Here is a 23,694-nt window from a genome sequence, read left to right as displayed (position 1 = left end):
CCGGGACGGCGGCCCGGCGGCGGTAGGCTCGGAACTTGATTCCCATCCTGCTTCCCGGAGGCTTCCGCCATGTCCGTCGAGTCGCTGTTTCCCCGCCTGGAGCCGCTGCTCCCCGCGGTGCAAAAGCCGATTCAGTACGTCGGCGGTGAGCTGAACTCCTCGGTCAAGGACTGGGACGAGGCGCGGGTCCGGTGGGCGCTGATGTACCCGGACGCGTACGAGGTGGGGCAGCCCAACCAGGGCGTCCAGATCCTTTACGAAATCCTGAACGAGCGCGAGGACGTGCTCGCCGAGCGCACCTACAGCGTGTGGCCCGACCTCGAGGCGCTGATGCGCGAGCACGGCATCCCGCAGTTCACCGTGGACGCCCACCGTCCCGTCGGCGCCTTCGACGTGCTCGGGATCAGCTTCTCCACCGAGCTCGGCTACACCAACATGCTGACCGCGCTCGACCTCGCCGGGATCCCGCTGCACGCCGCGGACCGTACCGACGACCACCCGATCGTGCTCGCGGGCGGGCACGCGGCCTTCAACCCCGAGCCGATCGCCGACTTCCTCGACGCGGCCGTGCTCGGCGACGGCGAGGAGATCGTGCTCGCCATCACCGAGGTGATCCGCGAGTGGAAGGACGAGGGCCGCCCCGGTGGCCGCGACGAGCTGCTGATGCGGCTGGCGCGCTCCGGCGGCGTCTACGTCCCGCGGTTCTACGACGTCACCTACCTGCCCGACGGCCGGATCCAGCGGGTCGCGCCCAACCGGCCCGGCGTGCCGTGGCGGGTGGCCAAGCACACGGTCATGGACCTCGACCAGTGGCCGTACCCGAAGAAGCCGCTGGTGCCCCTCGCCGAGACCGTGCACGAGCGCTTCAGCGTGGAGATCTTCCGCGGCTGCACGCGAGGCTGCCGCTTCTGCCAGGCCGGCATGATCACCCGGCCGGTGCGGGAACGGTCGATCACCACGATCGGCGACATGGTCCAGACGGGCCTGAAGGAGTCCGGCTTCCAGGAGGTCGGGCTGCTGAGCCTGTCCAGCGCCGACCACTCGGAGATCGGCGACATCGCCAAGGGCCTGGCCGACCGCTACGAGGGCACCAACACCTCGCTGTCCCTGCCGTCCACGCGGGTCGACGCGTTCAACATCACGCTGGCCAACGAGTTCTCCCGCGGCGGGCGCCGCTCGGGCCTGACGTTCGCGCCCGAGGGCGGCTCGGAGCGCATGCGCAAGGTCATCAACAAGATGGTCTCCGAGGACGACCTCATCCGCACCGTGACCACGGCGTACGAGAACGGCTGGCGGCAGGTCAAGCTCTACTTCATGTGCGGGCTGCCGACCGAGGAGGACGAGGACGTCCTGGCCATCGCCGACATGGCCAGGCGCGTCATCCAGGCGGGCCGCGAGGCGTCCGGGCGCCGTGACATCCGCTGCACCGTCTCGATCGGCGGGTTCGTGCCGAAGCCGCACACGCCGTTCCAGTGGGCCGCGCAGTGCGACCACGAGACGGTCGACCGGCGCCTGCGCGCGCTGAAGGACGCGCTGCGCCGCGACAAGGAGTACGGCCGCTCCATCGGCCTGCGCTACCACGACGGCGAGCCGTCGATCATCGAGGGCCTGCTGTCCCGCGGCGACCGCCGGGTCGGCAAGGTCATCCAGGCCGTCTGGGAGGACGGGGGCCGGTTCGACGGCTGGAGCGAGTTCTTCAGCTTCGACCGCTGGCGGTCCTGCGCCGACAAGGCCCTGGAGGGCGTCGACCTGGACTGGTACACCGTCCGCGAGCGCGACGAGGTCGAGGTCCTGCCCTGGGACCACCTGGACGCCGGCCTGGACCGCGAGTGGCTGTGGCAGGACTGGCAGGACGCGATCGACGAGACCGAGGTCGAGGACTGCCGCTGGACCCCGTGCTACGACTGCGGCGTCTGCCCGACGATGGACACGGAGATCCAGATCGGCCCGACGGGCAAGAAGCTCCTTCCCCTGACGGTCGTCTGACCCTCGAACGGCGCCACGGTCATCCCAGGGACGAGACGAACCCGAGGACCATCACCACCAGGGCGGCGATGCCGAACCGTGCCACCGACCGGCGCGTGGGACGGGGTCCACCGAACAGGACCGTGAGTCCGAGAGGTACGAGCGCGACGCACAGCCCCGACGTGCCGGCGATCGACAACGGCGTCGTGCCCTTCAGGACGCCGAGCGGCAGGAGGGCCATGAGCGCCAGCGCGAGGCAGCGCGCCGGGCCGAGCACACCGGAGCGCCAGGCTCCGGCCGCCAGCACGACCCAGCCGAGCATGACCGCGAACGAGGCGTACTGGAAAATGTGGAACGCCTGGTAGGAGTCGGCGACGGCGGCGGTGGCCGGCCGTCGGCCCTGGGTGTCGACGAGCCGGAAGGCCAGCTGGTCCACCCCGGCATGGAACGTGCGGGCGAACAGCCCCACCAGGGTGAGCCCGCCGCCGAACGCCGCCAGGGTCGGCCGGGTCGCGCCGATGCGAACGGCCAGGGCACTGACGGCCGGCCACAGCGCCACGGTCCCGGCCGCGAAGCAACTGTAGGACGCCCTCATCAGCGCCGGGTGCCCGTCGTAGGCGGCCAGCTGGTCGGGGAAGAAGAAGGGGAACCTCGCCCTCAGCAGCACCCCCGACAGCAGCAGGACGGGCCCGAGCACCAGCGAGGACCCGGTGAGCCACCGTCCCGGAAACGCGAAGACGACGTGTGCCGAAGGCTGCGTTGAAGACATGCCCACAGACTGCCCGCGCAGATGCCCGCGGCGGATCGCCCCACGATCGGCATTCCGCGTTCAGGCTCACGTGGACACCACCCGCCGGCACGTCGGCGCGATCCTCCTCAGGGATGATCCACTCTGGTCTGATGCGGCGGATGACCTGCGCCGATAACGTGCCCTCCGTGGACGAAGCCGACTTCGAGGCCCGCCAGACGTACCTCCTGCGCCGGGGCCGCCTGCGCGCCCTCGACGTGCCTCTGGCGGTCGTCCTGGTCGGGGTGGATGTGGTGGTCGCCGGGAACATGCTCAAGGACCGGCCGGACTTCACCCTTCCCTTCCTGGCGTCCTGCCTGATGGCGGTCGCGCTCGGCCTGGTCGTCGCGGTCCGGCGGCGGTGGCCCCGGCGCGCGTCGACGGCCGCGGCGGCCCTCTCGTGCGTCGCGGCCGTGACCGGCGTGCTGTGGGATCCGTTCGCGGCGACCGCGCTCGTGCTCTGCACCGTCGCGACCGTCGAGTCCCCGCGGCGTTCGGCCCGCGCGCTGGCAGGGTGCGTGGCCGTAGCGACCGTCGCCGCGGCGGTCGCCCAGGTCGTTCACCCCCGGTACGGCGTGGCGGCGGCCGTCGGCTGGACGGCGGCGGCCTGGCTGTTGCCCGCCGGCGGGTGGCTGGCCGGTCACCTGCTGCGGCGCCGGAGGTGGAACGCGGCGTTCCTGGAGGAGCAGCGGGCGCGTCGGATCGTGGCCGACGAGCGGTTGCGGATCGCCCGCGAGTTGCACGACGTGGTCACGCACGGCGTGGGACTGATCGCCGTCAAGGCAGGGGTCGCCAACCACATCGCCGAGGCGCGCCCCGAGGAGGCCCGCGAGGCGCTGCGGTTGATCGAGACGACCAGCCGTGACGCCCTGGCCGAGATGCGGCGCCTGCTCGAAGTGCTGCGCCGTGACTCGACGCCGGGGACCGATCTCACCCAGCCGGGCGTCGGCGGGATCGAGGACCTGGCCGAGCACGTCCGGGCCGCCGGGGTCGAGGTCGAACTCGCGGTGTCCGGTGAATCCGATCTCCCGGAAGCTCTCCAGCTCACCGTCTACCGGATCGTCCAGGAGGCCCTCACCAACGTGGTCAAGCACGCGGCTCCCGCTCGTTGCCGGGCCACGGTGGACGTCTCGCCGTGCCGGGTGAGCATCCAGGTGGTCGACGACGGCGCGGTCCGCCCGGCCCCGAAACCGGGTCCTGGCGGACACGGACTGGTCGGCATGCGGGAACGCGTCGCGATGTACGGCGGATCCTTCAGCGCCGGACCCCGCGCCGAGGGCGGCTTCGCGGTCGCGGCCACTCTCCCGTACGTCCTCGGCGGAGGCGGCCGGTGACCGAGCCGATCCGCGTCCTCGTCGCCGATGACCAGGCCCTGCTGCGCGGCAGCTTCCGCGCCCTGATCGAAACCGCTCCCGACCTGACCGTGGTCGGTGAGGCCGCCACCGGAGCCGAGGCCGTCGAGCTCGTCCACGTCCTGCGGCCCGACGTCGTTCTGATGGATGTGCGCATGCCCCGCCAGGACGGCATCGAGGCCACCCGCCGGATCTGTCAGGACGCGGACAACGCGACGGTCCGGGTGCTCATCCTGACCATGTTCGACCTGGACGTCCACGTCTTCTCGGCCCTGCGCGCCGGCGCTGCCGGCTTCCTGCTCAAGGACACCCCGCCGGCCGAGCTCCTCAACGCCATCCGCGTCGTCGCCGCGGGCGAAGCCCTTCTGGCCCCTACGGTGGCCCGCCGCCTCATCGCCGAGTTCGCCCGCAGCCCGCAGTCCACCCGCCCGCTCCCGCGCGCCCTCGACGGCGTGACCGACCGGGAACGCCAGGTCCTCACCCTCGTCGCGCGCGGCCTGTCCAACACCGAGATCGCCGAGCACCTGCACCTGAGCCTGGCCACCGTGAAGACCTACATAGGCCGCCTGCTCACCAAACTCCACGCCCGCGACCGTGCCCAGCTAGTGATCATCGCCTACGAATCCGGCCTGGTCACCCCCGCCCCTTAGCCGAAGCCGCCGCAAGGGGGACCGGCCCCCGAAAACGAGGCAGCCCTGTGAGGAGGTCTCCGCGGGAGCGGAGAGTCTCACAGGGCTTGTCGCCGGGAGGCCGGCCTTCGCGCCTGCTTCGTGCGGTTCGGCCGCCGGATCAGATCGGGCTCAGCCGGGCGGGATCGGGCGGGTGCTCGGTCCGCGCCCTGGGCCGGGCGGGAGGTTCGGCCTACGGGCGGGGGCTCGGTCCACGCCTCGGCCGGGCAGGGAGCTCAGCCCGCGGACGGGCTCGGGCAGGGGTCGACCCGGTCGGCGGTGCGGCGCAGCATGCCCGCGAGGTGCGCGCGGGCGGTCCGCCGGACCTGGGCCGCCGCCTCCTGGCGCGGGGTCGGCCGGTAGGCGACCTTGGGTGCCTCCGGACGCGAGTCGAGCAGGTGCTGCCGCGCCTGACGGCGAGCGGACTCGAACGCGATCATCTGCAGCGGTTCCATGTGCCCTCTCTAGGTCTCTGTATCGATTCAGAACCAGGCACGAGCCTAAGACCAAGTCGCTTCTGAATCAATTCAGAAATAGGGTCTCCGGTGTGGAACGCGTCACGCTGCAGACGATCGCCGACCGGGTCGGCGTCTCACGAACGACCGTGTCGAACGCCTTCTCCCGGCCCGACCAGCTCAAACAGGAGCTGCGGCAGCGGATCATGGAGGTCGCCGAGGAGCTGGACTACCCGGGGCCGAACCCCGCCGCCCGTACGCTCCGCCGCGGGCGTGCCGGCGTGATCGGGGTCGTCTTCACCGAGACGCTGTCGTACGCCTTCGCCGACTCCTACGCCGTCGGCTTCCTGCGCGGGCTCAGCCGCGTGGCCGAGCAGTCCGGCACCGGCCTGCACCTGATCGGCTGGCCCTCGCCCGGTGTCGCGGAAGAGGTGATCGGCGACGCCGTCGTCGACGGCTTCTGCCTCTTCTCACCGGAGGCCCACCCGCTCGTCGAGACCGTCATGCGCCGCCGTCTCCCCGTCGTCACGGTCGACCACCCGTACGTCCCCGGCGTGCCGTTCGTCGGCATCGAGGACCGGACCGCGGCGAGCGAGGCGGCCACCTGCCTGCTCGAACTCGGGCACCGGCGCATCGCGATCATCGCGGCGCAGCCGATGGCGGCCCAGAGTCCCGGCCGTGGTCCCGAGCCGGCCTGGCTCGACATCGACCTCGTCGCCGGTCACCGCTTCGGCGCGGGTCGTGCCCGGGTGGCCGGCTACCACGACGCGTGTCTCAAGGCGGGTCTGAACTGGTCCGACATCCCGATCTACCCGACCACCAACGACCGGGAGATCGCGCGCCGGGCGGCCGCGCGGATCCTCGACCTGGACCCGCGCCCGACGGCCGTGATCGCGGCCACCGACGAGATCGCCTTCGGGGTGATGGACGTCGCGGCCCAGCGGGGCATCGACATCCCGGGCGAGCTGTCCGTCGTCGGGTTCGACGACGTGCCCGCCTCCGAGCCGGCCGGGCTCACCACCGTGCGTCAGCCGATCACCGAGAAGGGCACCACCGCCGGGCGGCTGCTGCTCGAACCGTCCCAGGACGACCCCGCGCCGTGCGTGCTGATGGACCACCGACTGATCGTCCGCCGCACCACCGCGCCGCCCGCGTAGACGAAACGAAACGCCTCACGCCCGCGTCATAGGTGAGTGAACAGCGTGGACAACGGCTCTCCGGGCTGCGTGACGATCCCTCTCCTGATCATCGTTCTGCCGGTACGCCTCCTGTGGGAGGTGCTGAGCGTGATCGGACGGCTCATCGGCGCGTACGTGCTGCGCCCCCTCGGATGGCTGCTCTACAACGCCCTCGTACGACCCGTGGCGTGGGTCCTGCGTGAACTGGTCTGGCGTCCGATCCGCTGGGTGCTGCGCGTGCTGGTGGTGCTGCCGCTGCGATGGGTGGGCCGGCGGATCCTGCTCCCGCTGGGGCGCGCGCTCCTCAGGTGCGTCCTGGTGCCGCTGCTGAGCGGTCTCGCCTGGCTCGTCATGCTCGTCGCACGGCCCGTCGGGCGGGTGCTCGCCGCGCTGTGGCGCGCCGTGCTGTGGCCGGTTCTGGCTGCGTTCGGCCGGCTGCTCGCCCACACCTGGCGGCTCGCCGGCGTGATTCTTCACCACCTTCTCGTACGGCCTCTGAAATTCCTGTGGCGCGTGGTGTTGCGGCCGGTCCTGCGGGCCGTACGCCGAATCTGGCGGGCCACGGTGGTACCGGCGGCGCGCTGGTTCCGCCACCATGTCGGGGAACCCGTACGCGCGGCCGGACGTTCGGTCTCCAGGGCACTCGGCCTGGATGCACGGCGTCCGTGACCCCGTACTCTTAGAACAAAAGACTTTCGCACTGGCACGAGTAGGAAGGATCAAAACACTGGCACCCATGCCGGAGGGCCCGGCGCCGGCCCCCGTGACCCAGCGGCTTCGCGTGCGCTACGCCAAGCGCGGCAGGCTGCGGTTCACCAGCCACCGAGACATCTCCCGGGCCGTGGAACGCGCCATCCGGCGCGCCGGGATCCAGGTGGCGTTCAGCGCCGGATTCAGCCCCCACCCGAAGATCTCGTATTCGGGTGCGGCGGCCACTGGTGTCGCCAGTGAGGCGGAATACCTCGAAATCGGGCTTGCCGCCCCCTGCGATCCAGGCCGGCTGCGGGCCGATCTCGACGACGCGCTACCCGAGGGTCTCGACATCCTCGACGTCGTCGAGGCGCGCAGCGGGACTCTGGCGGACCGCCTGGAGGCATCGAGCTGGCTCGTACGTCTCGACGGGGTCGCCCCGGAGACCGCCGGCGCCGCCGTGGCCGCCTTCATGGCGGCCGATGAGATCGAGGTCGAACGCCTCACCAAGAAGGGCCGCCGGAGCTTCGACGCCCGTGGCGCGGTCATCGCGTGCGAGCTCGACCGGCGCGCCACCGAGGGCGCGGATGCGCAGTGTGCCATACTTCGAATGGTTGTTCGGCACACGACACCCGCTGTTCGACCTGACGACGTCCTCACCGGACTTCGGCTTGTGGCCGGCCTCGCGCCGCCGTCGCCTCCCTTGGTGACGCGGCTGGCGCAGGGACTGCTCGCCGATGACACCGGTGAGCTCACCGACCCGCTGGCCCCCGACCGGCAGACCGCACCGGCAGGCGATGTCGCCGCCGCGCACGCGGACGCCGTACGGATGGCGGAGCCGGACGCCGTCGGTGCCCAGCCGTAGGCGATTTCCGTGCATCGCATGGATTCTCGCCGAAAGCCGGGCGCACCCCTCATGACTTTGTCGGCACGACCCGAAGGGCCGAGCCGGCGCCAACGAGAAACGGATCGCTCCTGCGCGGCGCACCCTGGCGGGTCGCGCCCGGGAGCTGACGGGAGAACGCCCGCATGCTTGACAACGAGATCGGTGACGCCACAGGCGGCACTGAGAACACCGGCAATGAATCGACTGGTGAGACCACCAAGGTGAGCCGCCCGCGCCGGGCCAGCCGCCCGGCCGGGCCGCCTCCTGAGCCCGAGGAGAGCACACCGTCCGCGCCCGCAGGCGAGGACCAGGCTCGTCCCGCCAAGACGACCCGCACCCGCCGGACCACGCGCAAGGCCGCGGCCGAGGCGCCGGAGGCACCGGCCGCCGAGACGCCGGTGAAGGCCGAGGCCACGGTGAAGACCGAGCCGGCGGCGCCGGCCGTCTCCAGCGCGCCCAAGGGCCCGGAGGTCCCCGACGCGGCGTTCCAGCCGCCGATGGTCGTCTTCCAGCCTCCGGCCATGCCCGCCGAGGAGGCGCCGCCGCGCCGGCCCAAGGCCGAGAGCCAGGCCAAGCCCAAGGCCGAGCCGAAGCAGGAGGCGCCGAAGGCCGACGAGGCCGACGACCAGGCCGACGACGACGAGGGCACCGACAAGGGCGGCCGCCGCCGTCGCCGCCGTGGCGGCCGTGGCCGTGGCAAGGCCCGCGAGGGCCAGGAGGCCGAGGACACCGGCAAGGAGACCGACGAGGACTCCCAGCAGGCCGACGAGGAGTCCGCCGACGAGGGCGAGGAGCGCGAGGAGGCCGGCTCCTCTTCGAGCCGCCGTCGTCGCCGCCGTCGTCGCCGCGCGGGCGGGGGCGAGGGCGACGACATCGCGGGCGACGACCCGCCCAACACCGTCGTGCACGTCCGCGAGCCCCGCGCCGTCGAGGACGAGGTGCAGGCGGTCAAGGGCTCCACACGCCTGGAGGCCAAGAAGCAGCGCCGCCGCGAAGGACGCGAGCAGGGCCGCCGCCGGCCGCCGATCGTCACCGAGTCGGAGTTCCTGGCCCGCCGCGAGTCCGTCGAGCGCGTCATGGTGATCCGCTCGGAGGGCGACCGTACGCAGATCGGCATCCTCGAGGACAACGTGCTGGTCGAGCACTACGTCGACCGGTCGAGCCACCAGTCCTACGTCGGCAACGTCTACCTCGGCAAGGTGCAGAACGTCCTGCCGTCGATGGAGGCGGCGTTCGTCGACATCGGCAAGGGTCGCAACGCCGTGCTGTACGCCGGCGAGGTCAACTGGGACCTGGCCGGGCTGGAGGGCCAGCCGCGCCGCATCGAGTCGGCGCTCAAGTCCGGCCAGTCGGTCCTCGTCCAGGTCACCAAGGACCCGCTCGGGCACAAGGGCGCGCGCCTGACCAGCCAGATCTCGCTTCCGGGCCGCTACCTCGTGTACGTCCCGGACGGCTCGATGACCGGCATCAGCCGCAAGCTGCCCGACAAGGAGCGCACGCGCCTCAAGCAGATCCTCAAGAAGGTCATGCCCGAGAACGCCGGCGTGATCGTCCGGACCGCCGCCGAGGGCGCGGCCGAGGAGGAGCTGGCCCGCGACGTCTCGCGCCTGTCCGCGCAGTGGGAGAACATCAAGCGCCAGTCCAAGACGGCGAACGCCCCGGCCATGCTGTACGGCGAGCCGGACCTGACCATCCGGGTCGTGCGCGACATCTTCAACGAGGACTTCAGCAAGCTCGTGGTTCAGGGCGAGGACGCCTGGGACATGGTCAAGGAGTACGTCGGCTACGTCGCGCCGCACCTGGCCGACCGGCTCGAGCTGTGGTCCGACGGTGAGGACATCTTCTCCGGCTACCGCGTGGACGAGCAGATCGCCAAGGCCATGGAGCGCAAGGTGTGGCTGCCGAGCGGCGGCTCGCTGGTCATCGACCGCACCGAGGCCATGACGGTCGTCGACGTCAACACCGGAAAGTTCACCGGGCAGGGCGGCAACCTCGAAGAGACCGTCACCCGCAACAACCTCGAGGCCGCCGAGGAGATCGTCCACCAGCTCCGGCTGCGTGACATCGGCGGCATCATCGTCATCGACTTCATCGACATGGTCCTGGAGAGCAACCGGGACCTGGTGCTGCGCCGGATGCTCGAGTGCCTGTCGCGTGACCGCACCAAGCACCAGGTCGCCGAGGTGACCTCGCTCGGGCTCGTCCAGATGACCCGTAAGCGCGTCGGCGGGGGGCTGCTGGAGTCCTTCTCCGAGCCGTGCGAGTGCTGCAACGGCCGCGGGATCCACGTGACGCTCTCGCCGGTCGAGCCGAAGGCCGACAAGTCCGGCGGGTCGAGCCGGCGCCGCAAGCGCAAGGGCGACATCGAGAAGGCCGTCGAGGACAAGATGGCCCAGGCCGAGCGCGCCAAGGAGGCCGCCAAGCCGGACGCCGGAGAGCCGGTCAAGGAGCCCGCCATGGCGGACAGCGGGGAGAACGGTCACGGCGCCGCCGAGCCCGTGGCCGCGGACCACGCCGGTCCGGCCGACCACGCCGAGGTGAGCGACACCGAGCCCTCCGCCAACGGACGCCGCCGGCGTTCCCGCCGGTCGCCGCGGGCCAAGTCCGAGGCTGCGGCCGACTGACGGGCATCCGGCACGGAGCGCGGCGGGGCACCGGATGGCCACGGCTTCCGGTCCTCGACGCGTCACCGACGTGCGCCCCGGGCCGTGGATCGGCACGCTTGTTGCCGGTCCACGGTTCGGAAGCGGCGTCCGGTTCGACCTTGAGGCTTCCGATCCGGTATCCTGGTCATCCGGCGCTTGTGCGTCGTTGTTAGCGCGCCTGAGGCCCCTCGCCCGACGGGGCGCAGGCAGCAGCTTCCGAAATGAGCTTCAGTTCGGTTAGTCGTGCCCGAGGCACGCAAAGGAAAGGTTCCGCGGTGTACGCGATCGTCCGTTGCGGCGGCAGGCAGGAGAAGGTGGCCGTCGACGACGTGCTCGCCGTCGACAAGCTGTCCGGTGAGGTCGGCTCCACGGTGACGCTGCCGGCAGTGCTCGTCGTCGACGGCGACAACGTCGTCAGCGCGCCCGCCGATGTGGCCAAGTACGAGGTCACCGCCGAGATCCTCGGGGCCACCAAGGGCCCGAAGATCAACATCATGCACTACCGGAACAAGACCGGGTACAAGCGGCGCATGGGTCACCGTCAGCCGTACACCCAGGTCAAGGTGACCGGTATCAAGGCCGGAAAGTAGGTCGCAGACAATGGCACACAAGAAGGGCGCCTCGTCCAGCCGCAACGGCCGTGACTCCAACGCTCAGCGGCTCGGAGTGAAGCGGTTCGGCGGCCAGGTCGTCAACGCCGGCGAGATCATCGTCCGGCAGCGCGGCACGCACTTCCACCCGGGTCCGGGTGTGGGTCGCGGCGGCGACGACACGCTGTTCGCGCTCGTCGCGGGCGCGGTCGAGTTCGGCCGCTACCGCGGCCGTCGCGCCGTCAGCATCGTCCCTCCGGCGGAGTAAGGTTCGCCGGACGACTCGTGCTGGCCCAGGGGGCGACCCCCTGGAACCCCCGGCGACACGGGGGCCCCGGTGTTGGGTGGCACGTATGACCTCGAGACGAGGGCGGACCGATTGATCGGTCCGCCCTCGTCGTATTTCACGACAGGAAGAAGGAACCATGCCGGATCGTGCCGTTCCCCCGGCGACGGGGGAGCACGCCGGGAGGTCGGTCGGGGTCGGTTGGTCGGGGGCAACAGGCCACCGGGACGATCACGCCCCCGCCCGAGGTCGCGCCCCGGGCGGCAAGGGCGCGCAGTTCGTCGACCGGGTGACGCTGCATCTGCAGGCCGGCAACGGCGGGAACGGCTGCGCCTCGGTGCACCGGGAGAAGTTCAAGCCGCTCGGCGGCCCCGACGGCGGCAACGGCGGGCGCGGCGGTGACATCACGTTCGAGGTCGATCCGAACTCCGCCAGCCTGCTCGAATACCACAAACGCCCGCACCGCACGGCGAGCGGCGGCAAGCAGGGACAGGGCTCGCACAAGAACGGCGCGAACGGCGAGGACCTCCTGCTGCCCGTGCCGAACGGCACGGTCGTCAAGACGCCGGCCGGCGAGATCCTCGCCGACCTGACCGGGGCCGGCACGCGATTCGTCGTCGCCCAGGGCGGGCACGGCGGACTGGGCAACGCCGCGCTCGCCACCGCGCGGCGCAAGGCGCCCGGGTTCGCCCTGCTGGGCGAGCCGGGGGACGAGCTCGACGTCGTCCTGGAGCTGAAGACCGTCGCCGACGTCGCCCTCGTCGGCTTCCCGAGCGCGGGCAAGTCGTCGCTGATCGCGGCCATGTCCGCGGCCAAACCCAAGATCGCCGACTACCCCTTCACCACGCTCGTGCCCAACCTCGGCGTGGTCAGCGCGGGGGAGTCCGTCTTCACGGTCGCCGACGTGCCCGGCCTCATCGAGGGGGCCAGCCAGGGCAAGGGCCTGGGCCTGGAGTTCCTGCGGCACATCGAGCGCGCCTCGACGCTGGTGCACGTGCTCGACTGCGCGACCCTGGAGCCGGGCCGCGACCCGATCTCCGACTTCGAGGTCATCGAGGCCGAGCTGGAGGCCTACAACGCCCTCGGCGACCGGCCGCTGGCCGACCGGCCCCGGGTCATCGTGCTCAACAAGGTCGACGTCCCCGAGGCCCGTGAGCTGGCCGAGCTCGTACGGCCGGAGTTCGAGCAGCGCGGGCTGCGGGTGTTCGAGATCTCGGCCGCCACGCACGAGGGCCTGCGCGAGCTGGGCTTCGCGATGGCCGAGATGGTGGACGCCTACCGCGCCGCGCAGCCGGCCGAGGAGCCCACCCGGCTGGTCATCCGGCCGGCGCCGGTCGGCGGGCCGGAGTTCGAGATCCGCCGCCTCGGCGACGGCAGCTTCCTGATCACCGGGGAAAAGCCGCGCCGCTGGCTCCGGCAGACCGACTTCTCCAACGACGAGGCCGTCGGGTACCTGGCCGACCGGCTGGCCCGGCTCGGCGTCGAGGAGCGGCTGGCCGAGGCGGGGGCCGAGCCCGGCGCGACCGTGCTCATCGGCACCGAGGACGACTCGATCGTCTTCGACTGGGAGCCGGAGGTGCTCGCCGGGTCCGAGCAGGGGCTGGGCCGCCGGGGCACCGACACCAGACTGGAGGGCCGATGACGCGCCGGAGGCGGACGAGCTGATGCGTACCGCGATCACGAGCGCCCGCCGCGTGGTGGTGAAGGCGGGTTCCTCCTCGCTCACCACTCCGGACGGCGCGATCGACGCCGCCCGCATCGACGCGCTCGTCGACGCCCTGACCGGCTGGCGGAGCCCGGACGGCGGCAAGGGCCGCGAGGTGGTGTTCGTGTCCTCGGGCGCGATCGCCGCCGGAATGGGTCCGCTCGGCCTGCCGGCACGCCCGCGTGACCTGGCCATCCAGCAGGCGGCGGCGAGCGTGGGTCAGGGCCTGCTGATCGCCCGCTACGCGTCCTCCTTCGCGCGGTACGGCCTGGGCGTCGGGCAGGTGCTGCTCACCGCGGACGACATGATGCGGCGCTCGCACCACCGCAACGCCCGGCGCACGCTGGAGCAGCTCCTGGCCTTCGGCGTCGTGCCGATCGTCAACGAGAACGACACGGTCGCGACGGACGAGATCCGCTTCGGCGACAACGACCGGCTCGCCGCCCTGGTCGCCCACCTGGTCCGCGCGGACGCGCTGATCCTGCTCTCCGACGTCGACGCGCTCTACACCGGCGACCCGCGGCTGCCGGGCTCCCGCCGCATCGAGCACGTCCGCGGGCCCGCCGACCTCGACGGCGTACGCCTCGGCGGCTCCGGGCGGGTCGGCACCGGTGGCATGGTGACCAAGGTGGAGGCCGCGCGGATCGCGGGCGTGCCGGTCGTGCTGACCGACGCCGCCTCGGTCGGCGCGGCGCTGGCCGGTGAGGAGGCCGGCACGTACTTCCACCCGCCGGTGACACGGCCGTCGGCACGGCGTCAGTGGCTGGCGCACGCCACGACCGGCCAGGGACGGCTACGGCTCGACCCGGGCGCGGTCGAGGCCGTCGTACGCCGCGGCAAGTCGCTGCTGCCCGCCGGGATCACCGGGGTCGAGGGCGACTTCAGCGCCGGAGACCCGGTGGACATGTGCGACGAGCAGGGCGGCCTGATCGCCCGCGGGCTGGTCAACTACGACGCGGGGGAGATCCCCGACCTCATGGGCCGCTCGACGCGCTGGCTGGCGCGCGAGCTCGGCCCGGAGTACGAACGCGAGATCGTCCACCGGGACGACCTCGTCGTCCTGGCGAGTCCGGAGACACCGTCGCGGTCGGCGGCGGGGTAGGAGGGGAGCATGACCACCCAGGAGCAGGTTCTCGACGTGGCGCGACGCGCCCGGCAGGCGGCGGCCGAGCTCGCCCCGCTGCCGCGCGCCACCAAGGACGCCGCGCTGCACGCGATCGCCGACGCCCTCCTCGCCCGGTCCGCCGAGATCGTCGAGGCGAACGCCGGTGACGTCGCGCGGGCCCGCGAGGCGGGCACGTCCGAGTACATGATCGACCGGCTCAGCCTGTCCGCCGAGCGCGTCGAGAAGATCGCGGCGGCGGTACGCCATGTGGCCTCGCTGCCGGACCCGGTGGGGGAGTCGGTCCGCGGCTACACCCTGCCGAACGGCTTGGAGCTGCGGCAGGTCCGCGTGCCGCTGGGCGTGGTCGGCATCATCTACGAGGGCCGGCCGAACGTCACCGTCGACGCCGCCGCCCTGACGCTCAAGAGCGGCAACGCCGTGCTGCTGCGCGGCTCCTCCTCGGCGTACGACTCCAACGTCGCGCTGGTGGAGGTCATGCGCTCGGCGCTCACCGACGTGCCCGCCGACGCCGTGCAGCTCGTCCCGGGCCGCGACCGCGACTCGGTGAAGTACCTCATGCGGGCCCGCGGCCTGGTCGACGTGCTGATCCCGCGCGGCGGCGCGTCGCTGATCAACTCGGTCGTGGAGGAGTCGACCGTCCCGGTGATCGAGACCGGCGTCGGCAACTGCCACGTCTACGTCGACGCCGACGCCGACCTCGGCATGGCCGTGGACATCCTGGTGAACGCCAAGACGCAGCGGCCGTCGGTGTGCAACGCGGCCGAGACGGTGCTCGTGCACCGCGACATCGCCGCCGACTTCCTGCCGCGCGCGCTGGAGGCCCTGCGCGCCAAGGGCGTCACCGTGCACGGCGACGAGGCGGTGCGCGCGTACGGCGACGACGTCGTTGCGGCCACCGAGGAGGACTGGGGACGTGAGTACCTCTCCCTCGACCTCGCCGCGGCCGTCGTCGGCTCGCTGGAGGAGGCGGTCGCGCACATCCGCCGGTACGGCTCGGCGCACACCGAGGCGATCGTGACGACCTCTCAGCCGGCGGCCCGCCGGTTCGTGGCCCTGGTCGACTCCGCGGCCGTCATGGTCAACGCCTCGACGCGGTTCACCGACGGCGAGGAGTTCGGCTTCGGCGCGGAGATCGGCATCTCGACCCAGAAGCTGCACGCCCGCGGTCCGATGGGGCTGCCCGAGCTGACCTCCACCAAGTACGTCGTCACCGGCGAGGGCCACCTGAAGGGGGCCTGACCCGGCCGGGCCGTCCGGCGAGGGCCAGCGCCGCGGCCAGACAGGCCACCGGTACGACCGGCAGGACGTACCGGTGGTCGAAGTCGAGGACCGCGACCGGCACGACCAGCAGCGTGACCGCCGCGCCCCACGGCAGCAGCGTGCCGCGCCGCAGGCCGAGCGCGCCCGCGAGGAGGATCGCCGCCAGGAACGGACCGCGCAGGTAGGCGGGGTACTGGTAGGCGCGCAGAACGGCCGCGTACGGCTCGACGGAGCGGTACTCCCCGGTGGCACCGGGGGCGTACGCGGACAGGGTCCGTCGCGCCCACGGCGGCACCCCGGTCGGTGCCCAGCGGCCCTTCGCGAAGCCGAACGCGGGAGTCACGCGCCGGGGGTGGCGGGCCGGTGTCCAGTGGAACGCCAGCGAGACGTCGTGGCCGACCGCGCCGAGGTAGTCCAGCGGCTGGGCGAGGATCGCGCGTAGCGCGAAGGACCGTGCGAGGTCGTTGTTCGCGGCGGCGCCCCCGGGCATGCGGTTGATCGGCGAGCCGGGGTCCCACACGTATTCCGAGGCCGCGTCCTGCCAGGTGCCGTTCGGGCACAGCGGAGCCTCGTCCGGCGGCGGCTGGATCCGGCGGCAGTCCGCAAAGGTCATGGTCCGTGCCCAGAGGGCGACCCCGTCGGTCCCGGAGAGGGCGAGGCGGCCGTTGTCGGCCCGGTACCAGCCGGCGAACATCACCAGGGGCAGCAGCCCGGCGACCGCAGCGGCGGCGAACCGGCGTACGCCGATCCGGCGTGCCGCGAGGTAGGCCAGCACGAGCAGGAGCAGCGGCAGGCCCACACTCCGGGTCAGCGCGGCCAGGGCGAGCGACAGGCCCGCGCCCGCCGCCGCCCGCGCCGACGGGCGGCCGGGCGACCACATCAGCGCCACCACCGCGACGACCACGAGGAACAGGAACATCGTGTCGGACAGCACGGCGTGTTCGAGCTGGAGCATCTGCCCGTCGAACAGCACGGGCACCGTCGCGAGCACGGCGCCCCACGCGGGCACGCCCCTGCGGCGGAGCAGCGCGTACATCAGCAGGCCGGTCGCGAGGCCGAGGACGTGCTGGGCCGCGACCACGACGGGAACGCTGTGGAACGGCAGCAGCAGGCGCAGCAGCAGCGGATAGCCGATGCCACGGAAGCCCGTTCCGGGACGCGGGTGCAGCGCGAGGTCGAGGTACTCGTAGGAGTCGATGTAGTAGACGCGGCCGGGCCGGTATCCCATCATCGTCACGGCCCGCAGCACGGCCGCGACGGCGAGGACCACCGCGAACGGCGCGTGCGCCGCCCACCGCGTGCGTGCGCCGGGTGCGCGGGACGGCGTGGGGGAGACCGGCGCCTCAACGCCGGCCACGGGGGACGCCAAAGCGACCAGCCCCTTACTGTGAATGAGTCCAATAGCGTGCGTCACCGTCGCCGGGCGGTTCCCAGGGGCGGAGAGGGCGGGGTCCGTCGGCGGGGGCTACGCGGTGACGGGCCTCACGCGCCGGTCAGTTCCAGTACGGGTCGTTCTCGAGCACGCACGGCCCGACCGGCCCGGTCACCAGGTAGAACTTGAGCTTCCACAGCTTCGTGCGGTGCGACTCGGCGAGCTCCAGTACGAGTGTCCGGCCGGGCTCGACGAGCTGCGGGGAGATCTTGAAGGATCGCACCGGCCGCTCCCGTTCCGGCCACACGAGCGGCTCGTGCGGGGGAGGGGCCGAGTCGACCTCGGTGCCCCGTACGCCGGCGCATCTCTTGTGCTGGGGCAGATACGTGATGTCGGTCCGGACGCCGTCGCCCGCGAGTTCCCGCTGCAGCCGGTCCGCCTCCCGGAACTCCTTGATGGTCACGGTGATCGAGCCGTCGGCGTTCCGGGTGACCGCGTAGGCCGCCGTGGCTTCGGAGCCGATCAGCGTGGGCACGGCGACCGCGGTGAGGGCCGCCACCGCGGCGACCGCGACGGCCACCGGCCGCGGCCTCGCCCACCACCGCGCCGTACCGCGTCGCCGGGCGGCTCGTCCCGCCACCTCGGTCTTCAGCTCCGCCAGGAGCCTGTCCTCGAAGGTCATCGCAGTCCCTCCACGGCGACGGTCAGATCGAGATCGGCGTTGCCGCGCAGCGACCGGCGGGCCCGGTGCAGCCGTACCCGGGCGGTGTTCTGCCGGATGCCCAGGACCGCGGCGGCCTCCCCGACGGTCAGCTCGTCGATCGCCACCAGCTCGAGTACCGCGCGCTCGCTCGGGGGCAGCCCCGCCATGGCGGCCAGCAGCCGGCGCGCCGGTCTCTCCGCGTCGATGCGGTCCTCGAGCCGGGACACGTCGTCAGGGTCGAGCAGGCGGCGCCCGGCGATCCGGTGCTCGAGCCGCTGCTGCCGCGCCGCGTGCCGCCGGTAGGCCCCCAGCGTGTTGCGCGCCACGCCGTGCAGCCACTCGACCTCGGTGCCGCGGTCCGCGCGGTAGGTGTGCGCCGAGTCGATCACCGCGACGAACACGTCCGCGACCAGGTCGGCCACCAGGTGCGGATCGTCGACCCGGCGTGTCACGAACCGCGTGACCACCTCGATGTGGCGCCGGTAGAACCTTTCGAACGCCTCGGGGTCGGTGGCCACCTCCGCCGGCGATGCGTCGCTGCCGCGCATCCGCCCCGCCTCCTTCGCCGTCCGCCCGCTAACACCCTTACTTGGTCGTCGGCGGAAAAAGCGTTACATCCCGGGTTACTCGTCCGGTGGTGTCCGCGATCGATACCTGCTAACTTTTTCTTGCAGGCGCAAACAAAGATTAGGAGTCGACGTGCCGAACGGCGACGAACTCGTGGAGGTGCTGGCGACGCTCGCCAACCCGCATCGCCTGCGAGTCGTCGCGGCGCTGGCGCGTGAGCGCAACTACGTCAGCCGGCTGGCCCGCGAGCTGGGCATCAGTCGCGCGCTGCTCCAGGTGCACCTGCGCAAGCTCCAGGCGGCCGGGCTCGTGTCGGCCCAGATGGAGCTGTCCGAGGACGGGAAGGCGATGAAGTTCTACGAGGTGACTCCCTTCTCCATCCAGCTCTCCCCGGAGGCCGTCGCGGCCGCCGTACTCACTCTCACCACACCTGAGATCGTCCAGCGCGGCGGCGAGGAGGAAACACCCACGTGAACGGGCATGCGCTAGCGGAAGTCGTCGGAGCCGCCGGACTCTCCACGGTGATCGCCGTGACCATCTGGCAGATCGCCGCCATCTGGCGGGCCAAGGTGCTGTCGCCACGCGAGGGCAGGTACCACCAGCTCGCCGAGACCACGGCGGCCGTACAGGAACGCACCGACCTGCAGCTCCGGGAGATCACCCTCGTGCTGGAGGACATGCGGGCGCGCCTGGCCTCGCTGGAACGGATCCTCAAAGAGGTCGAGTAAGGACCCGGATGCCCTGGGCCGCCGAGCTGCAACTCGGCGGCCCAGGTAGCGAAGAAGCATCACCTCGCCCGAGGGCGAGTTCTCGTCGAATACCCCTTCAAGGAAAGGACAGCAGCTCATGCTGCGCATTGGCAAGTCGGCCGTGCCGGAGGCCGCCGGGCGCGCTCCGGCCGGTCCCGCTCCCCTGGTGGAGCGCGTCGCGGGATGGTCGGTGCGGCACCGCGTACTGGCCATCACGGGCTGGTTCGCCCTGGTGATCTTCGCCGTGCTCTCCAGCGCGCTGATTCCGGGTCAGGGCGCCGGCGGTGTCGATCCGGGCGAGTCGGGCCGGGCCCAACGGATCCTGGACGCCCAGCACGCCTACGTGCCCGTCCTGGAGAACGTGCTGGTCCAGTCCCGTACGGACGGGCGGTTCGCCGACGACCCGGACCTGCGTCAGGCCGCGCGGGACCTGGAGGCGGCGCTCCAGCGGACGCCCGGCACCGTGACGGGACTCCGCTCACCCGCGGTGTCCGAGGACGGCCGCTCCGGCCTGGTCACCTTCCAGCTCGCCGGACCGTACGAGCGGGTGGACGCGCAGTACGACGCCGTCGTCCGGGCGGTGGCGCAGGTGGCGGCCCGCCATCCGGGGGCGCGCGTGGTGGAGGCCGGGGACCGGAGCCTGAGCTCCGCGGTCGACGAGGGCATCAAGGGCGATTTCCAGCGGGCCGAGCACTTCTCGATGCCGGTCACCGTGGTGATCCTGCTGGTGGCGTTCGGCTCGCTGATCGCGGCGGGGATTCCGCTGCTGCTCGCGCTCAGCACCGTCATCGGCGCGTTCGGCCTGCTGCAGGTGGTCGATCACTGGACCCCGATCAACAGCGCGACCCATTCGATGGTGTTGCTGATCGGCGTCGCGGTCGGCATCGACTACTCGCTGTTCTACCTGCGGCGGGAACGCGAGGAGCGCGCCGCGGGGCGTACCGTACGGGAGGCGCTGCGGATCACCGCGCGTACGTCGGGGCACGTCATCCTCGTCTCGGGCCTGACGGTGATGCTCTGCATGACCGGGCTGCTGTTCAGCGGGCTGGCCGAACTGCGCGGGCTGACGATCGGCGCGGTGCTCGTGGTCGGCCTGGCGATGGTCGGCTCGGTGACCGTGCTGCCGGCGCTGCTGAGCCTGCTGGGCCGCTGGGTGGACCGGAGCCGCATCCCGTGGCTGGGCCGCCGGCGTACGGCGGCGGCGGAGTCACGGACGTGGACGGCCGTCGCGCGGGTGGTCGTGAGACGGCCGCTCGTCTGGGGCGGAGCGGCCGTGCTCGCGCTGGTGGTCATGGCGCTGCCCGTGTTCGGGCTCCATCTTCAGGACGCGGCCGTGACCGACAGCCTGCCGCGCAGCGTGCCCGTCGTGGACGCCGCCGTCCGCATGCAGGAGGCGTTCCCGGGCACGCCGTCTCCGGCCCGGGTGGTGGTGTGGGAGACACGCGAAGGCGCGCTCGACGCTCCCGGCGTACGGCGGGCCGTCGACGACCTGCGCAGCGGCGGTGCGGAGCCGATCGCCCAGGCGAGGGTCGGCCGGGCGCTGCTCCTGAGGGTGCCCTTGGCCGACTTCGGCAACGGAGAGACGGCCGTCCGTGCGCTGGACACGCTGCGGCACAGGTCGCTGCCCGCGGCGTTCGGGCACGTGGACGGCGTCGAGTACGGGGTCGCCGGCAGGACCGCGCTGGCGTACGACTTCACCCGGCAGCTCTCCGGCCGTACGCCGCTGGTCTTCGGGTTCGTGCTCGTGCTGGCGTTCGTGCTGCTCGCCGTGGCGTTCCGCTCCGTCGCCGTGCCGCTCGTCTCGATCGCCCTGAACCTGCTGTCCATCGGTGCCGCGTGCGGCGTGCTCGGCTGGGTGTTCCAGGGCGGTCACGGGGGCTCGCTGCTCGGCTTCACCTCCTACGGAGGGATCGTCGACTGGCTGCCGGTGTTCATGTTCGTCATCCTGTTCGGCCTGAGCATGGACTACCACATCTTCATCCTCAGCCGGATCCGCGAACGCCGGTCGGGAGGGGCCGGTCCGCGCGAGGCGATCGTCGGCGGCATCGGCGCCAGTGCCGGCGTCGTGACCAGCGCCGCCGTCATCATGACCGCGGCGTTCAGCGTCTTCGTCGTGCTGACCGCGATCGAGTACAAGATGATGGGCGTCGGGCTGTCCGTGGCCATCCTGATCGACGCCACCCTCGTTCGCGGCGTGCTCCTCCCGGCCGCCCTGGCGCTGCTCGGCGACCGGGCGTGGGGCCGGGACCCGGTCCGGCCGCAGATGAGTGAAGCCCTCGGCTGAGAGCGGCTGGGCCGCCCCGGCGGGTGGGTTGCGAACCCGCCGGGGCGACCGCCTCTCCCGGCGGAGGGCCGGTTGGTCGCCGTCGCCTAGTGGACGGTCAGGTCCGCGGACTTGCCGCCGGCGACGATCTTGTACTGGCCGGGGACGACCGACCGGGTGGACGACCCGTTGATGTCGCCCTGCGTCACGGCCAGGCGCGACAGCGGGAACGACAGCGAGACGGTCGTGGACTGGCCGGCCTTGAGCGGCACGCGGGTGTAGGCCACGAGACGGTTCGGCGGGACGAGGATGCGGCTGACCGGCTGCTGGGCGAAGACCGGCACCACCATGTCTCCGTCGCGGGATCCGGTGTTGGCGACCTTCACCGACACCTTCACCGTTCTGCCGCCCGAGACCGAGACGTCGTTCACCGCGTACGAGGTGTACGACAGGCCCGCGCCGAAGCCGAACAGCGGGTCGTAGGAGGAGCTCGTGCCGGAGTTGGTGCCCGCCAGCTGCTGGTAGAACATCGGCTCGTCGCCGGCGACCTTCGGCCACGACACCGGCAGGCGGCCGCTCGGGTTCGCCTTGCCGAACAGGACGTTCGCCACCGCCGTACCGCCCTCGCTGCCCGGCAGCCAGGACATCAGCAGCTGCTTGGCGTCGGCGGCACCGCCGAGCGCGAGAGGCCGCCCGGCCACGACCACCACGATCACCGGCTTGCCGGTGGCCTGCAGGTCGTCGACCAGCTTCTGCTGGTCGGCGGCCAGCTCGGGCGTCTCGTTGTCGTTGACGCCCTCGGCGCCGGGCTTCTCGCCGACCACGACGACGGCCGCGTCGGCGTCCTTGGTCTGGTCGACCGCGTCACCGGCGTCCTTGACCAGCTTGGCGTGGTCGCCGATGAGGTTCTTGATGCCCTGGTAGATGGTGACGCCCGGATCGTTGACGCCGTCCGGGATGCCCTGCCACTGGATCGTCCAGCCGCCGTCCTGGTTCGGGATCGAGTCGGCGCTCGGGCCGGTCACGACCACCTTGCCGAGGCCGGTCGACAGCGGCAGCACGTTGCCGTCGTTCTTCAGCAGTGTCTGCGACTCGGTGGCCGCGCGGACCGCGAGGTCCTTGTCGGCGCCGAGCGCGATGCCGTCCGCCTGGGAGGAGTCCACGTACGGGTGCTCGAACAGGCCGAGCCTGAACTTCAGCGTCAGGATGCGTGACACGGCCTCGTCGATGCGCGCCTTCGACACCTTGTGGCTCTTGACGTCGGCGATGAGCCCGTTCACGTAGTCGTCGACGCTGCCCGGCGGCAGCATCGCCATGTCCACGCCGGCGTTGACCGCGATGGCCGCCGCCCCCGCGTAGCTGTCACTCAGGTGGTACGCGGTCTGCAGGCTCTTGACGTCGTCCCAGTCGCTGACCACGACGCCCTTGAAGCCCCACTGCCGGCGCAACAGGTCGGTGAGCAGGTAGTGGGAGGCGTGCGCCGGGACGCCGTTGACCGAACCGGAGTTGACCATGAGGGTCAGCGCGCCCGCGTCGACCGCGTCCTTGTAGGCCGGCAGGAACGTGTCCTGGAAGTAGCGCGGGTCCAGGTGCGCCTCGGTGCGGTCGTGGCCCGCGAACGGCGCCGAGTAGCCGGCGAAGTGCTTGACCGTCGCCGCGACCTGGCCGGACTTCTGCAGGCCCTGGATGTTGGCGGCGCCGAGCGAGCCCGCGAGGTACGGGTCCTCGGAGTAGGTCTCGTAGTAGCGGCCCCAGCGGGTGTCGCGGGAGATGTCCTCGACCGGCGCGAAGTCCCACTGCGGACCGGTCGCCTTCACCGTGCGTGCGGTGGACTCGCCCATCGCCTCGGACAGCTGCGGGTCCCACGTGGCCCCGATGCCCACCTGCTGGGGGAACTTCGTGGTGCCGAGCACGTTGTTGTGCCCGTGTACGGCGTCGACGCCGTACACGATCGGGATGTGCAGGCGGGAGTGGTCGATCGCGTACTTCTGGACCGCGTTGACCATGTCGGCCCAGTCCTTGGGCGTGTTCTGCGGCGGGGTCTCACCGCCGCCGGACAGCACCGAGCCGGCCTTCAGGTCGGTCAGGACATGCTTCATGCAGGACTCGACCAGGGTGCCGCCGGACCACTGGCAGTCGCCCTGCATGTTGAGCACCGCGGGCTGGGTCATCTGGCCCACCTTCTCCTCGAGCGTCATGCGCTTGAGCAGGTCGGCCACCCGGGCGGGGATGGGGGCGTGCGGGTCCTGATAGCCGGACTGGGCGCTGGCGCCGGTCGCGCTGAGCGCCAGGCCGGAAAGGGTGACAGTGACGGCCAGCCCGATATGGGCGGCCCTGGACCTCAGTCTCATGCGCGTGTTCTCCAGGCGGGGGATCAAGAAGAGGTTCTGTGATCAAAGACCCAGCTGAAGATCAAATCAAGGCTTGAATTAAGTTTGGCCGAAGTC

At 71.8% G+C, this 23,694-nt stretch carries 21 protein-coding genes; 15 read left to right on the top strand and 6 right to left on the bottom strand.

The genetic code is table 11. The features are described 5' to 3' along the window. Positions 1–69: 69 nt before the first annotated feature. Positions 70–1,986, top strand: coding sequence for a TIGR03960 family B12-binding radical SAM protein (locus tag OG417_RS41885; protein ID WP_329241259.1), 1,917 nt, complete (start codon positions 70–72; stop codon positions 1,984–1,986). Between the two features lie 19 nt (positions 1,987–2,005). On the opposite strand, the gene OG417_RS41880 is transcribed toward OG417_RS41885, so the two are convergent. Continuing rightward, positions 2,006–2,734, bottom strand: a complete 729-nt coding sequence (locus OG417_RS41880; protein ID WP_329241256.1) for a hypothetical protein — start codon at positions 2,732–2,734, stop codon at positions 2,006–2,008. Positions 2,735–2,901: 167 nt separating this feature from the next. Here OG417_RS41880 and OG417_RS41875 point away from each other — a divergent pair, with 167 nt between their 5' ends. Further along, a complete protein-coding gene (locus OG417_RS41875) occupies positions 2,902–4,086 on the top strand; it encodes a sensor histidine kinase (RefSeq protein ID WP_329241253.1) in 1,185 nt (394 codons plus the stop codon). Next, positions 4,083–4,754 carry a response regulator transcription factor gene (locus OG417_RS41870; protein ID WP_329241249.1) on the top strand — a complete coding sequence of 224 codons (672 nt, stop codon included), beginning with the start codon at positions 4,083–4,085 and terminating at the stop codon, positions 4,752–4,754. The genes OG417_RS41875 and OG417_RS41870 overlap by 4 nt, the downstream gene beginning before the upstream one ends. 254 nt (positions 4,755–5,008) lie before the next feature. On the opposite strand, the gene OG417_RS41865 is transcribed toward OG417_RS41870, so the two are convergent. Beyond that, entirely contained in the window at positions 5,009–5,227 is a 219-nt protein-coding gene (locus tag OG417_RS41865) for a hypothetical protein (RefSeq protein WP_329241246.1), read from the bottom strand. Between the two features lie 92 nt (positions 5,228–5,319). Between OG417_RS41865 and OG417_RS41860 the strand changes: the two genes are divergently transcribed. The 9 genes from OG417_RS41860 (at position 5,320) to OG417_RS41820 (ending at position 15,572) form a co-directional block, all read left to right on the top strand. Beyond that, on the top strand, positions 5,320–6,384 hold the full coding sequence (locus OG417_RS41860; RefSeq protein ID WP_329241243.1) for a LacI family DNA-binding transcriptional regulator: 1,065 nt from the start codon (positions 5,320–5,322) through the stop codon (positions 6,382–6,384). A 69-nt stretch (positions 6,385–6,453) separates the two neighbouring features. Next, entirely contained in the window at positions 6,454–7,074 is a 621-nt protein-coding gene (locus tag OG417_RS41855; protein WP_329241240.1) for a hypothetical protein, read from the top strand. A 67-nt stretch (positions 7,075–7,141) separates the two neighbouring features. Continuing rightward, entirely contained in the window at positions 7,142–7,960 is an 819-nt protein-coding gene (locus OG417_RS41850; protein WP_329241238.1) for a TIGR03936 family radical SAM-associated protein, read from the top strand. Between the two features lie 164 nt (positions 7,961–8,124). Further along, a complete protein-coding gene (locus OG417_RS41845; protein WP_329241235.1) occupies positions 8,125–10,605 on the top strand; it encodes an Rne/Rng family ribonuclease in 2,481 nt (826 codons plus the stop codon). A 296-nt stretch (positions 10,606–10,901) separates the two neighbouring features. After that, positions 10,902–11,216: a 50S ribosomal protein L21 gene (rplU, locus tag OG417_RS41840; RefSeq protein WP_285585043.1), complete on the top strand. Its 315-nt coding sequence runs from the start codon at positions 10,902–10,904 to the stop codon at positions 11,214–11,216. Positions 11,217–11,226: 10 nt separating this feature from the next. After that, complete coding sequence (gene rpmA / locus OG417_RS41835) at positions 11,227–11,484, top strand: 50S ribosomal protein L27 (RefSeq protein ID WP_290119150.1); 258 nt, start codon at positions 11,227–11,229, stop codon at positions 11,482–11,484. Between the two features lie 157 nt (positions 11,485–11,641). Beyond that, a complete protein-coding gene (gene obgE, locus OG417_RS41830; protein ID WP_329241231.1) occupies positions 11,642–13,144 on the top strand; it encodes a GTPase ObgE in 1,503 nt (500 codons plus the stop codon). A 22-nt stretch (positions 13,145–13,166) separates the two neighbouring features. Beyond that, on the top strand, positions 13,167–14,309 hold the full coding sequence (proB, locus tag OG417_RS41825) for a glutamate 5-kinase (protein WP_329241228.1): 1,143 nt from the start codon (positions 13,167–13,169) through the stop codon (positions 14,307–14,309). A 9-nt stretch (positions 14,310–14,318) separates the two neighbouring features. After that, complete coding sequence (locus tag OG417_RS41820) at positions 14,319–15,572, top strand: glutamate-5-semialdehyde dehydrogenase (RefSeq protein ID WP_329241225.1); 1,254 nt, start codon at positions 14,319–14,321, stop codon at positions 15,570–15,572. Here the strand turns inward: OG417_RS41820 and OG417_RS41815 are convergent. The 3 genes from OG417_RS41815 to OG417_RS41805 all read right to left on the bottom strand — a co-directional run bounded on the left by OG417_RS41815 (position 15,541) and on the right by OG417_RS41805 (position 18,216). Then, positions 15,541–16,950 (bottom strand): phospholipid carrier-dependent glycosyltransferase, encoded by a 1,410-nt coding sequence (locus OG417_RS41815; protein ID WP_329241222.1) that lies wholly within the window; start codon positions 16,948–16,950, stop codon positions 15,541–15,543. The two genes, OG417_RS41820 and OG417_RS41815, sit on opposite strands and share 32 nt — an antisense overlap. 136 nt (positions 16,951–17,086) lie before the next feature. After that, positions 17,087–17,647, bottom strand: coding sequence for a hypothetical protein (locus OG417_RS41810; protein WP_329241219.1), 561 nt, complete (start codon positions 17,645–17,647; stop codon positions 17,087–17,089). Beyond that, on the bottom strand, positions 17,644–18,216 hold the full coding sequence (locus OG417_RS41805; RefSeq protein ID WP_329241217.1) for an RNA polymerase sigma factor: 573 nt from the start codon (positions 18,214–18,216) through the stop codon (positions 17,644–17,646). Before OG417_RS41805 ends, OG417_RS41810 begins: the two co-directional genes overlap by 4 nt. Before the next feature lie 151 nt (positions 18,217–18,367). On the opposite strand from OG417_RS41805, the gene OG417_RS41800 reads away from it, so the two are divergent. From OG417_RS41800 to OG417_RS41790, 3 genes are all read left to right on the top strand, one after another. Then, entirely contained in the window at positions 18,368–18,709 is a 342-nt protein-coding gene (locus tag OG417_RS41800; RefSeq protein ID WP_329241215.1) for an ArsR/SmtB family transcription factor, read from the top strand. A 56-nt stretch (positions 18,710–18,765) separates the two neighbouring features. Beyond that, the gene (locus tag OG417_RS41795) at positions 18,766–18,963 is read left to right on the top strand and encodes a hypothetical protein (protein WP_329241212.1); all 198 of its coding nucleotides are present in this window, start codon (positions 18,766–18,768) and stop codon (positions 18,961–18,963) included. Between the two features lie 118 nt (positions 18,964–19,081). Beyond that, positions 19,082–21,268, top strand: a complete 2,187-nt coding sequence (locus OG417_RS41790; protein ID WP_329241209.1) for an MMPL family transporter — start codon at positions 19,082–19,084, stop codon at positions 21,266–21,268. An 86-nt stretch (positions 21,269–21,354) separates the two neighbouring features. Here the strand turns inward: OG417_RS41790 and OG417_RS41785 are convergent, their stop codons facing one another. Beyond that, positions 21,355–23,598: a glycoside hydrolase family 3 N-terminal domain-containing protein gene (locus OG417_RS41785; protein ID WP_329241206.1), complete on the bottom strand. Its 2,244-nt coding sequence runs from the start codon at positions 23,596–23,598 to the stop codon at positions 21,355–21,357. Positions 23,599–23,694: the final 96 nt, after the last annotated feature.

The sequence above is a fragment of the Actinoallomurus sp. NBC_01490 genome, from assembly GCF_036227085.1.
Classification (GTDB): Bacteria; Actinomycetota; Actinomycetes; order Streptosporangiales; family Streptosporangiaceae; genus Actinoallomurus; species Actinoallomurus oryzae.
This window is presented reverse-complemented; position numbering and strand designations above follow the sequence as displayed.

Bases quoted from the DNA above. Each gene is read 5' to 3' on its own strand.
- OG417_RS41880 (WP_329241256.1), bottom strand. From the start codon at position 2,734: ATGTCTTCAACGCAGCCTTCGGCACACGTCGTCTTCGCGTTTCCGGGA.
- proB (WP_329241228.1), top strand. From the start codon at position 13,167: ATGCGTACCGCGATCACGAGCGCCCGCCGCGTGGTGGTGAAGGCGGGT.
- OG417_RS41790 (WP_329241209.1), top strand. From the start codon at position 19,082: ATGCTGCGCATTGGCAAGTCGGCCGTGCCGGAGGCCGCCGGGCGCGCT.
- OG417_RS41885 (WP_329241259.1), top strand. From the start codon at position 70: ATGTCCGTCGAGTCGCTGTTTCCCCGCCTGGAGCCGCTGCTCCCCGCG.
- OG417_RS41785 (WP_329241206.1), bottom strand. From the start codon at position 23,598: ATGAGACTGAGGTCCAGGGCCGCCCATATCGGGCTGGCCGTCACTGTC.
- obgE (WP_329241231.1), top strand. From the start codon at position 11,642: ATGCCGGATCGTGCCGTTCCCCCGGCGACGGGGGAGCACGCCGGGAGG.
- OG417_RS41845 (WP_329241235.1), top strand. From the start codon at position 8,125: ATGCTTGACAACGAGATCGGTGACGCCACAGGCGGCACTGAGAACACC.
- OG417_RS41865 (WP_329241246.1), bottom strand. From the start codon at position 5,227: ATGGAACCGCTGCAGATGATCGCGTTCGAGTCCGCTCGCCGTCAGGCG.
- OG417_RS41810 (WP_329241219.1), bottom strand. From the start codon at position 17,647: ATGACCTTCGAGGACAGGCTCCTGGCGGAGCTGAAGACCGAGGTGGCG.
- OG417_RS41805 (WP_329241217.1), bottom strand. From the start codon at position 18,216: ATGCGCGGCAGCGACGCATCGCCGGCGGAGGTGGCCACCGACCCCGAG.
- OG417_RS41850 (WP_329241238.1), top strand. From the start codon at position 7,142: ATGCCGGAGGGCCCGGCGCCGGCCCCCGTGACCCAGCGGCTTCGCGTG.
- rpmA (WP_290119150.1), top strand. From the start codon at position 11,227: ATGGCACACAAGAAGGGCGCCTCGTCCAGCCGCAACGGCCGTGACTCC.
- OG417_RS41820 (WP_329241225.1), top strand. From the start codon at position 14,319: ATGACCACCCAGGAGCAGGTTCTCGACGTGGCGCGACGCGCCCGGCAG.